Source organism: Pseudomonas sp. MWU13-2100, from assembly GCF_023242365.1.
Taxonomy (GTDB): domain Bacteria; phylum Pseudomonadota; class Gammaproteobacteria; order Pseudomonadales; family Pseudomonadaceae; genus Aquipseudomonas.
In genome coordinates this window covers 1-11,066 of the sequence record NZ_JALLIX010000075.1, presented here as the reverse complement: position 1 = coordinate 11,066, position 11,066 = coordinate 1, and the positions used below count along the sequence as shown (strand labels likewise).

The following is an 11,066-nucleotide window of genomic DNA, read 5'->3' as shown; positions in this document are numbered from 1 at the left end:
CGGACGCTTCGGGTAGCGAAGGCCGGCTTCGTCCAGCCAGTTGGCGATATTCATGTTCGGCTCCTGCGTGCCAACGGCTTCCAGATCCATCTTTGAGTCCTCCTGAACTGACGTTGCATAACCCGGGCTACTTGTTCTCCACCCCTATGGAGAAGGCAATCAACGTCCTTCCAAGGCCTTGCAACCAAGAAAAATGAGTGTTCAGCAAGAAGGGGGGCCGCCATCGGTGGGCAGGATCTTGCCGCAGACAAAGCTTGAGCCCATCAAGGCACGGGAGCCGTTGAAGAGGTAGATATACTTTGGCTTACACTAAATGGCTGGCAGGCCATAAAATATCAGTCATTTTTTACGATTACTGTTAGGTGGGCTTACATGTCGACTATTCCTCCTCTGAGTTGTCTCCGTAGCTTTGAGGCCGTCGCCCGGTTAGGCAGCGTGACACTCGCGGCCACGGAACTTCATGTGACGCACTCGGCGATCAGCCAACAGATCAAGGTGTTGGAGGAGTTGGTCGGTATCAACCTGTTCATTCGCGAGGGGCGTGGCTTGCGGGTGAATGAGCAGGGTCGCCTGTACTCACTGCAAATCCGTCAGTCGTTGGGTGCCATCGCCGAGGCCACTCATCTGGTCCAGGCGCGGCCCAAGGCTTCTGAATTGGTGGTCGCGGTGATGCCTTCATTTGGGCGCTCCTGGCTGTTACCCAGGATCGGGAGGTTTCAGCAGCACTATCCACATATCACCGTGCGCTTACACGCCAGCCTGACGGTATCGAATCTGCTTCAGGAGTCGCTTGATATCGGTGTGCGTATGGGACGTGGCGACTGGGAGGGGGTGGAAAAACGTCTGATGTTCCACGATGAAATGGTGGTGGTCGCCGCTCCCGACTTCAATGGCGGGCAGCTGCCGAAGACTCCCGCGGAGATCGTCGCTAGTACGATCATTTTCACGATGGACTCCTGGCAACCGTGGTGTGAGGTAGCCGGCCTGCCGGATATCAACGTGCCCCGTGCGGGCTTGTGCAGCAATGACTCCAACCTGGTATTGGAGGCTGTGCGTCTGGGGCAGGGTATCGCGTTGGTCCGCCGGAGCCTGGTGCACGATGCCATCGTGCGAGGTGAACTGGTCCAACTGACTGAATACGCGTGCCCTTATGCCTACCCCTATTGGTTGGTATTGCCGGTCCAGGAGCACTTGGAAGCCAAACAGCATCAGTTTTCCGCATGGCTGTTTGCGGAGGTGGAGCGCTATGTGGCAGAGGTCGAGCAACTTCGTGAGTCGCAGCGGGGTCTCTAACGCCTAGCCACTATCTCCCTTCAAACCCTGTTTTTACCTGTTCAGCGTCATGGGCCATTACAAAAAACCGCAGCCACCGAAAGCGGCGGCTGCCAATGGCGATTGCACTGCATGCGCACGTTGGGCTTTGCAACCGGCAGATCAGAAACCCAACTGCCACCTGCGCTAGTTCGATCAAACGAGCGGTTGTCTACGGGGATGCGTGATGGTCTGAGGTCGACCCCTCAAGCAGCGCATCCACCACAGCTTTCGCCATCTCTACCGAGTGAAGCATGCCCCAGAAAGCGGGCCGCATCCGTCCGGGTTGATTTCACAGGACCAGGTAGCGAAGCCAACGACCAAAGAAGCCTGAGCCATCATATTGATATGGTCGATACTTAGAAAGTCGGAATTAACCAAGCGCTATCAGCGAACTGATGCGATACGGCGATACCGCCCGCGAAGATAACCAGGACCTGCGCATTCCATTCGCCAAAGCACTCCATGACCTCTATTCGGGACGCAAGTCCGACGCCGAGTTGACGGAAATGGTGTTACTGATGCTGGAAGTGGAGAGCGCGCCCTTGCTCGGCATAGGACCCGAGACGCGAGAGCGATGCCCGCGCAGTTGATTGCGACAAGGTTCAACAGTCAAGAAAAGCGCCTAGGCATCGCGTTCCCCAACAAAGCCTCCCTCGCATCCTGAATTCTCGACGTCAACAGCATCCGATACTGCCCCGGTGTCATGCCAAACCACTGGTGGCAGGCACGATAAAAGCTACTCAGTTCCCGAAACCCCACGCGATACGCCGCTTCCTGCAAGGTGTAGCACAGGTTGCCCAGGTGGAATTCTGCCTGGCCCCGGCGCGTTTCATTGGCCAACTCCTTATACGGCTGGCCGGCCTTCTGCAGCAGACGTTGCAGGGTACGCTTGCTCATGCACAGCTTCCTGGCCATGTCTTCGATGTGCGGGACGCCCTCGCTCAACGACACCAGAATCATCTTGCGCACTTCCCCCGGTACCGAGAAATAACGGCGGGCCGACAGGTGCATCTCGGCAACCCGCTCATGCAAGGTTGCCAATTCCTTGTTCGCCGAAGAAAGCGGTTTTTCTAAATCGTCGTTGGCCAGCACGATCGAATAACAGCTCGCACCGAACTTTACCGGGCAATGGAATGTTTGTTCATACACCGAAACATCCGCCGGAACCGAATGTATAACGCCGACTCCGCGCAACTGAAGCGCCGGGCCCACCAGCATTCGACACAGGCCGAGCATCGTGGCAATGCCAGCATCGCCGTACTGACGCGGGACCTCGTTGGTGTCCAGAAAGTGGCAGGAGAACCGATGCTGCCCGCCTTCCTTATGCAAGGACATGGCAATGGAGGTGTCGAGCAGGGTCACGAAGTGGATCAGCCGTTGCAGCGCGGCATGTAACGTGGCGCTGGACATCATCACATAGCCGACCACATCGAAGATGCCGGGGCCGGTCTGTGACGTTGCGCGCAGGCCAATGTCGGGGTCGTCGGAGAGTTCGGCGGCCAGCGTGTAGAGGCGGTAGAGCTTGACCCGCGAAATCCATGATTGGTCAAAGCTCAAGGCCTGCACGTCAATGTCCACGGTCTGGCAAAAACTGTCGATGTCCTGCCCGGTCGATCTCAAGGCATCGATCATGAAGCGGGCGAATGAGGGGATGACCGCAGGCATGAACGTTCCTTGAGGGTCGCTGTGAAACACAGCATTGCCTCGCGGTAGACCATCGAGCTCCGCTGGCGTTCACCTCGAAACACGGTTCCTGTCAAACGAAGCGGATGGCGCCGGATGCCAAGGCGATGGCGCCGTCCGCAATTGCCGGCCGCCATGCCGTGGGCCAGATTGAGACCCCGGCCTGAGCCCATGCACGCTCTACTGTTTGCCTGGCTCCGTTGTCGATTATGGAGTTATTTCATGGCTTTGCATCAGACCGTAGAAACGCGCGATTCCTCTATTGAAGACGTCTACTCAAGCGGTGCCTCAGAGCGCCGCTTGCCCAAATACCGCCTCCCCGAACACTCCACCGCACCCTCGACGGCCTATAACCTGGTTCGCGATGAGTTGCTGCTCGATGGCAACTCCCGGCAGAACCTGGCGACCTTTTGCACCACCTGGGTCGAGCCGGAAGTCCAACAGTTGATGGCCGATGCCCTCGACAAGAACATGATCGACAAGGACGAATACCCGCAAACGGCCGAAATTGAAAATCGCTGTGTGCATATCATTGCCGATCTTTGGCACGCGCCGAAGTCGTGGCAAACCGTGGGCTGCTCGACCACGGGCTCCAGTGAGGCCGCCATGTTGGGCGGCCTGGCCCTGAAGTGGAGTTGGAAGAAGCGTCGTGAAGCCGCGGGCCTGCCGACCGATAAGCCGAACTTCGTGTGCGGACCGGTGCAGATCTGCTGGAAGAAGTTCGCGCGTTACTTCGACGTGGAAATTCGCGAAGTGCCCCTGCGCGACGGCGCGCTAGGCCTGCGGCCCGAAGATTTGCGCGAGTTCTGTGATGAAAACACCATTGGCGTGGTGGCGACGCTAGGGGTCACCTTTACCGGTATCTATGAGCCCGTGGCGGCGTTGGCCCACGAACTCGACAGCCTCCAAAGTGAACTGGGGCTGGATATTCCCATCCACGTCGACGCGGCAAGCGGCGGCTTTATCGCACCCTTCATCCAGCAAGAACTCAGCTGGGATTTCAGCATCGAGCGCGTCAAGTCGATCAACGCCTCGGGCCACAAGTATGGCCTGGCACCCTTGGGGGTCGGCTGGATCATCTGGCGGGCCAAGGCCGACTTGCCGGAAGAGCTGATCTTCTACGTGGATTACCTGGGCGGCAACATGGCCACGTTCGCCTTGAACTTCAGCCGTCCCGGCGGCGAGATCATCGCCCAGTATTACAACTTCCTGCGTTTGGGCCGGGAAGGTTATACCCGTGTCCAGCAAGCCTGTTCGGACACCGCCCAATGGCTGGCGTCGGAGATCGCCAGGATCGAGCCGCTGGAACTGGTATACGACGGCAACGGCGGTCTGCCAGCGGTGTGCTACAAGCTCAAGGACGGTATCGAGCACGGTTTCACGCTCTACGACCTCTCCGAACGCGTGCGCATGCGCGGTTGGCAGATCGCCTCGTATCCCCTCCCGTCCGATCGCCAGGACATCGTGGTGCAGCGAGTATTGGTACGCCACGGCGTCAGCCGGGATTTGATTGCCATGCTGCTGGATGACCTGCACAAGGCCATCGCCTTCCTGCAGAAAAACCCGGTCCTGCATTCCGAGGCCGGGCCTACGTTCAGCCATGGCGCGCTCTCGGTCGCCGGCCCCAAACCCAACCTTTAACCCTGCCTGACTCCGACCACCGGCGCGCGCGCTCTATCGCGCTCCGGTGGCCGTGCCCTTTATTGTAAATAGTGTAAGGAAAGCAATGTGAACTGGCTCCAAAGCACCCTGCGTGCCTACCCGGAGATGGCGATTTTCCTGTCCCTGGGTTTGGGATTCTGGTTTGGCGGCAAGTCATTCAGGGGATTCAGCCTCGGGGCGGTGACCTCCACCTTGATTGCCTCGTTGATCATCGGCCAGGCGGGGATTGTCATCTCGCCTAACGTCAAGAGCACCTTCTTCCTGATGTTCCTGTTCGCCGTCGGTTATGGCGTGGGTCCGCAGTTCGTCCGCAGCATCGCCAAGGATGGCTTGCCGCAGGCTTTGTTTGCCGTGGTCATGTGCGTCTTGTGCCTCGCGGCGCCCATGCTGGCGACCTGGATCGCCGGTTACGGCCTCGGTTCGACGGCCGGGCTGTTCGCCGGTTCGCAGACGATCTCCGCGTCCATGGGGCTGGCCACCGACGCCATCAATCGGCTGGGCCTCGACGCCGAACAGACGCGCCAGCAACTCGACTCCATGCCCGTGGCCTACGCGGTCACCTACATTTTCGGCACCGTCGGTTCGGCGCTGATCCTGGCATTGCTCGGGCCGAAACTGCTGCGTATCGACCTGGTCAAGGCTTGCCAGGACTACGAACTGAGCATGGGGGGGCATCAGGACGTCGCCAGCGAAGGCACCGCCTGGCACCGTTATGTGCTGCGCGCCTACAAGGTGCCGGAGCACAGTGCATTCGTCGGCCTCACCCTCCACCAGGCCGAGTCTCATGCCCATGGCAAACGGGTATTTATCGAACGGCTTCGGCGCCAGGGCAAGATCGAGACCCTGACCTCTGAAACCCTCCTGATGGCCGGTGACGTCCTGGCGGTGGGTGGCCGCAACGCAGACATCCTGGAGTTGCTCGGCCATTCCGAAGCCGAGGTGGACGATCCGGAGTTGCTGGTGGTGCCGGCCGATGGGGTCGATATTTTTGTCACCAACAAAAAATACGATGGCCAGACGCTGGAGCAACTCTCCCAGTTGCCGGCGGCCCATGGTGTGTTTATTCGCCGGATCAAGCGCGGTGCAATCGCCGCCGAGCTGCCGATATTGCCCAAGACGGTCATTCATCGTGGCGACATCATCACCCTGGCCGGGCTGACCTCGGATACCTCCGCTGCCGCCAAGGCGTTGGGTCAACCGGACAGCAAGAGCAACATGGCGGATGTTGCCTTTATCGGCCTCGCAATCTTCATCGGCGCGCTGATAGGCGCTGTGGTGTTCACCGTCCATGGCGTGCCGATCACGCTCTCCACTGCCGGTGGCGCACTGATCGCCGGCCTGGTCTTCGGCTGGTTGCGTTCGATTCATCCGACCTTCGGCAGAATCCCCGAACCCACGGTCTGGTTCATGAACTCGGTGGGCTTGAACGTCTTCATTGCCGTGGTCGGCATCAATGCCGCCCCGGGCTTCGTCCATGGCCTGCAGACCCTGGGCGTGAGCCTCTTCCTCTGGGGCATCTTCGCCACATCACTGCCGCTGATCCTGGGAATGTTCATTGCGCGCTACGTCTTTCGTTTCCATCCCGCTCTGGTGCTGGGTTGTTGCGCCGGTTCGCGAACCACCACCGCCGCGCTGGGGATGATCTGCGAAACCGCTAAAAGCAACGTCCCAGCCCTGGGTTACACCGTGACCTATGCCGTCGGCAACACGTTGCTGACCATCTGGGGAATGGTGCTGATCGTCATGCTTTCCTGAGACTGCCCTTCCGTATTCCCGTGCGGCCATTGGGTTGCACGTCAGACAAGGCCCCGTTCATGACCCATGATTACAGCCAATACGCAGCATTGAGCCCCTTTGAGCTCAAGGACGAACTGATCAAGGTGGCGAGCAGTCGCGAGAATCGCCTGATGCTCAATGCCGGGCGCGGCAACCCGAACTTTCTCGCCACGTTGCCGCGCCAGGCGTTTTGCCAATTGGGGTTGTTTGCCAACCACGAGGCCGAGCTGTCGTTTTCATTTCTGGGCAATGGCATCGGCGGCTTGCCGAAAGTCGAGGGCATCGAAGCGCGCATGGACCGCTTTCTGGCTGACAACGCCAACCAGCCCGGGGTCGATCTGCTGATGAAGATCGCCAGTTATGTCCGCGACCAGTTGGGCCTGAACGGGCCGGCGTTCCTCCACGAAATGGTCGAAGGCATCCTGGGCTGCAACTACCCGGTACCGCCGCGCATGCTGGGCATCAGCGAGCAAGTGGTGCGCGAATACCTGGTCAAGGAAATGATCGGCGGCAGCGTCTCGCGGGACGACTTCGACATCTTTGCCGTCGAAGGTGGCACGGCGGCCATGACCTACATTTTCAGCAGCCTCAAGGAAAACAAGATCATCCGCGCGGGGGATAAGGTGGCGATCGGCATGCCGACGTTCACGCCTTACTTCGAGATCCCGGTGCTGGAAGATTACGGCCTGGAGGTCGTGCATATCGACGCCTCACCGGAGTTGGGCTGGCAGTATCCGCAAGCGGAACTGGACAAGCTGCTGGACCCGGCGATCAAGGTGTTCTTCGTGGTCAACCCGAGCAACCCGCCGTCGGTGCGTATCGATGACCGCAGCCTGGCTTATATCGCCGAGTTGGTGGAAAAGCGGCGTCCGGATCTGTTCATCATCACCGATGACGTGTACGGCACCTTTGCCGACAACTTCACCTCGCTCTTTGCGACCTGCCCGCGCAACACCGCCCTGGTGTACTCGTTCTCCAAGTACTTCGGTTGCACCGGTTGGCGCCTGGGGGTGATTGCGCTGCACAAGGACAATATCCTCGACCAGCAAATCGCGGCCTATGACGAGGATAAGCACGCCGCGCTCAACCTGCGTTACCAGACGCTGGTACCCGATACCTCGAAATTGAAGTTTATCGATCGACTGGTGGCGGATAGTCGCTCAGTGGCGCTGAACCACACCGCCGGTCTGTCGACGCCTCAGCAAGTGCAGATGGTGTTGTTCTCGTTGTTTGCCCTGATCGACAGTACCGACAGCTACAAGCAGGTTCTAAAAAAACTGATTCGCCAGCGTCACCACGCCCTTTATCGTGAGCTTGGGGTGGCTATCCCGGTGGACGCGTTCGAAGTGGAGTACTACACGCTGCTGGACTTCGAGCAGATTACCGAAGAGCTGTACGGTGAGGCGTTTGCGCATTGGGTTCATGACAATGTCGACCCCAATACGCTGTTGTTCCGCATCGCCGATGAAACGGGCATCGTCATGCTTCCGGCCACGGGGTTTGGCACCAAGAAGCCAGGCGGGCGATTGTCCCTGGCCAATCTCAATGAATATGACTACGCCAATATCGGCAAGGCTTTGCGCAAGCTGGCGGATGGTGCTTACGAGCATTACAGGGCGTCGTTGGAAAAGTGAGAGGCATCTGAAGGGGGCTCAATCGGCGCGGAGTTTGAGGTTGTATGGTGCGGTACCAAGGGGGCGAACCCAGTACGTGGTTGATCATCCACGTCTACAAACCCCTGGTTAGCACCGTCAGGTCCTGAACGAGAACGCCTTGCGCTTCAAGCTGCCGAGAAACGTCGGTGTTTATCCGAGGAGCAAGCGCTACATATTCCACATCCCAGGATGCAAAGCGTGGTTGGGCGTTCATGAACCTTGCCGTAGCTGCTTTCAATGGAGTGATGGATGCCAGCAGCTTGCTCTCATTGCGTTTGCAGGTGCCGAAGCGAATGCGCCGTTCATCACCGCAAATGGCAACCAGATCAATTTCGACGTCACTACGATCCCAATAACCCTGGATTCGCTCGGTAAGAGGAAAATCACCCAGCCCTCTGCGGCTGCGCTCTTCATACAGTTGCCCGACCAGATCTTCCAGGGCGGAGCCCTCTACCTGCATCAGGCGTTCGTCGGCCTGTTGCAGCAGTTTCTCAATCGGGCGGAAAGCGACAGCCGATACCGGTTGCTGCAATGCTGACAACCAAGCTTGAAGAAAATTGTCGTGGATGTAATAGCGGCCAGAACGCGCGCGCGGGGCTGCGAAGATCGGCAAGCGGCGCTCGATCATCTGATAGCGCTCCGACAGGATTTTCAGATAACCACCCACCTGCTTGACCTCGCCTGGTCCTGAAATCTCAGCCATGGCGGCTTCTATATCGGCGTTCGTGCAACCCGGGTGCTGCGCCAGGTATTGCAGCAGCATGTCGTAACGACCGCGAAGTTCACGCAAAAACCAGCTGTCGGCTTCGTTGCGCAAGGGGGACGAACTGGAGAAAAACAGCTTGCGTAACACCTCTTGACGATCGGCGGCCAGCACACCTTGCTCATAGGCGTCGCGATAGAACTTGGGCACCCCTTCAAACAAGCTCCAGAGGAATAATAGTCGCTCAGGCTGGGTGTCCGCATGGGCCCGGAGGACCTCAAGGATCGAGCTGACATCCAGATGTCCGAGTTCCAGTGAGTCCGTTGTTCGATTGAACAGGGGGGCTGCACGGTCCTCGAGCAACGCGGTCATTTCGGCGTGCAGCGACCCCAGCACAATCAGTCCACCAGGAACGCTCTCAGACTTGGCGGAGAGTTGGTCGACAACCGCCTGCAACAGGGAGCAGAAGTCGAACAGGCGCTTGCGATTGAAGTACTGGAACTCGTCCAGTGCTATCACGTACCCATCTTCGGCAAGGCGCCCGATCAGTTCGGCCAGATCACCCAGGCTGTTCACTCGCTCAGGTATCCCGAAGGTGTTGAGGTAGCCATTACAAGCGGCCACCACTCCCGTTGGATCGGAGTCAGGAATCTGGATATACAGCGTCTTGCTAATTCCCGCCGCTTGCAGCGCTTGTTGGATCAGCGCGGTTTTGCCGATTCGCCGCCGTCCGGATATTTGCAAAAAGAACCAGCGCTTGCGCTCAAGCACCTGCTGCATCTGTTGTAGTTCGAGGTGTCGTCCGTAGAACGACCAGGGTTTTGACTGGGCCATCGGATCACAATCTTGAGTAAGGTAAAAAGTTTTAGGTTAGATTCGGATCGGCCAGAAAGCCTGGAGATGACGCAGCCGAGCGCTCAGCGGAATTATAATATAAAAACTTTTACCTTAACTTGAAAGGCTTAGAGACGCCTTGTTACATAAGGCTTTCAGCCCGTTGGTTAGCGGGCTGAAACCGAAAAAAAGCGGGCGCTCGCGCAAGCTGGCTATCGGCCAGAAGCAAACATTCAAGCGTTTCGAACTATCTCGTCCCAGACGGTGGGGGTCGAGAAAAGCTCCTCGAGCAACCCCACAAACGACTAAAGCACTGGGCGACGGGCGTGATGCGTTCGTGGCGGTGTTGGAACAGTCGCTGCCGTTGCATCGTCTGGGCACCGCAGCAGAGGCGGGCGCTGCGGTTGTTTTCCTGATGACCAACGGGTTTATGAACGGCGCCACCTTGAATATCGATGGTGGCGCCAGGTTGGTTTGAACGGTCCAATCGGCTAGTTCGATCAAACGAGCGGGGTTGTCTACGGGGAGGCGTGATGGTCTGAGGTCGACCCCTCAAGCAGCGCATCCACCACAGCTTTCGCCATCTCTACCGAGTGAAGCATGCCCCAGAACAGAGACCGTTCCACCGGATTTGTATGCAGGCTGATTTCGTCGCCATTCAGTTCGGCGACTGCGAGCAATTTCGAAACGTAGGTCAGCGCGTCCTGAGCGTGGACGCCTGGCTGGATGGCAAAAATCGTAGGTCTGAACGGGTCATCGTAATCGATGGTTTTAGAGAGGGTGAGACCGAGGGTATCGAGCAGGCGGGCCGCATCCGGCCGGGTTGATTTCACAGGAACGTTGGACGCGGGAGGTGGATCGGGGGTGATTTTCTTAGCCATGGTGAATCTCCAACAGGTTAAGGAGATCTCCACTCTTGCTGCGATACAAGGGTGGCGAACTGTACGCAGGTTCGCAGACCGGTCTGTTGGAACACCGGCAGGCATAAGCCTCCTGCGCACAGCCGCCATAACGCAGACATGAAAAAGCCGCTTACGCGGCGCTGTGCGCCAACAGAAACCGCCGGGCTGCGAAACCCGCATCGCTGAATTTGCAGCGACTACAGAAATGTAGACCCAGCAGCTAGCGCACACAACATTCTCCCATGACCAAAACACGTAGGAAATATTAGTTTTTTTGGAAGGCCATTTCTCGTCATGCCGCCTTGGGAGACGTCCCTCCGAGTGCGTAAATACATAGGTAGTCGTTCGATTGATTGAGTCCGTGTGTTCTGGAGTGGGGGGCGGGATGGTCATGGAATCAACATACAGGTCCGAGCAGCGAGCCATCTATCGGGTGAGACCCACGAGGATCACGCCGAGCCAGGATCTGATGACCCTGACCACGGTGCCGTTCGGCCGGGGTCACAAAGCGGATTCGGCTGTGCCGGTGCTCGTGGT

9 protein-coding genes are annotated in these 11,066 nt (G+C 58.3%); 6 read left to right on the top strand and 3 right to left on the bottom strand.

Annotated features, from left to right (window positions below; genetic code table 11):
- The first annotated feature begins 372 nt into the window (after positions 1 to 372).
- Both M5B99_RS29020 and M5B99_RS29015 read left to right on the top strand, forming a co-directional pair.
- The gene (locus M5B99_RS29020; RefSeq protein WP_248807364.1) at positions 373 to 1,293 is read left to right on the top strand and encodes a LysR substrate-binding domain-containing protein; all 921 of its coding nucleotides are present in this window, start codon (positions 373 to 375) and stop codon (positions 1,291 to 1,293) included.
- 416 nt (positions 1,294 to 1,709) lie between these two features.
- Entirely contained in the window at positions 1,710 to 1,904 is a 195-nt protein-coding gene (locus tag M5B99_RS29015; RefSeq protein WP_248807363.1) for a hypothetical protein, read from the top strand.
- Positions 1,905 to 1,923: 19 nt separating this feature from the next.
- Here M5B99_RS29015 and M5B99_RS29010 read toward each other — a convergent pair whose 3' ends face one another.
- A complete protein-coding gene (locus M5B99_RS29010) occupies positions 1,924 to 2,979 on the bottom strand; it encodes an AraC family transcriptional regulator (RefSeq protein WP_248807362.1) in 1,056 nt (351 codons plus the stop codon).
- Between the two features lie 240 nt (positions 2,980 to 3,219).
- Between M5B99_RS29010 and M5B99_RS29005 the strand changes: the two genes are divergently transcribed.
- From M5B99_RS29005 to M5B99_RS28995, 3 genes are all read left to right on the top strand, one after another.
- Positions 3,220 to 4,638: a glutamate decarboxylase gene (locus M5B99_RS29005; protein WP_248807361.1), complete on the top strand. Its 1,419-nt coding sequence runs from the start codon at positions 3,220 to 3,222 to the stop codon at positions 4,636 to 4,638.
- 87 nt (positions 4,639 to 4,725) lie between these two features.
- Entirely contained in the window at positions 4,726 to 6,414 is a 1,689-nt protein-coding gene (gene aspT / locus M5B99_RS29000) for an aspartate-alanine antiporter (protein ID WP_248807360.1), read from the top strand.
- Between the two features lie 59 nt (positions 6,415 to 6,473).
- Entirely contained in the window at positions 6,474 to 8,069 is a 1,596-nt protein-coding gene (locus tag M5B99_RS28995; protein WP_248807359.1) for a bifunctional aspartate transaminase/aspartate 4-decarboxylase, read from the top strand.
- A 94-nt stretch (positions 8,070 to 8,163) separates the two neighbouring features.
- On the opposite strand, the gene M5B99_RS28990 is transcribed toward M5B99_RS28995, so the two are convergent.
- Entirely contained in the window at positions 8,164 to 9,627 is a 1,464-nt protein-coding gene (locus M5B99_RS28990) for an ATP-binding protein (protein WP_248807358.1), read from the bottom strand.
- A 139-nt stretch (positions 9,628 to 9,766) separates the two neighbouring features.
- On the opposite strand from M5B99_RS28990, the gene M5B99_RS28985 reads away from it, so the two are divergent.
- Complete coding sequence (locus M5B99_RS28985; protein ID WP_248807357.1) at positions 9,767 to 10,105, top strand: SDR family oxidoreductase; 339 nt, start codon at positions 9,767 to 9,769, stop codon at positions 10,103 to 10,105.
- A 40-nt stretch (positions 10,106 to 10,145) separates the two neighbouring features.
- Here M5B99_RS28985 and M5B99_RS28980 read toward each other — a convergent pair whose 3' ends face one another.
- Complete coding sequence (locus M5B99_RS28980) at positions 10,146 to 10,508, bottom strand: hypothetical protein (RefSeq protein WP_248807356.1); 363 nt, start codon at positions 10,506 to 10,508, stop codon at positions 10,146 to 10,148.
- Positions 10,509 to 11,066: the final 558 nt, after the last annotated feature.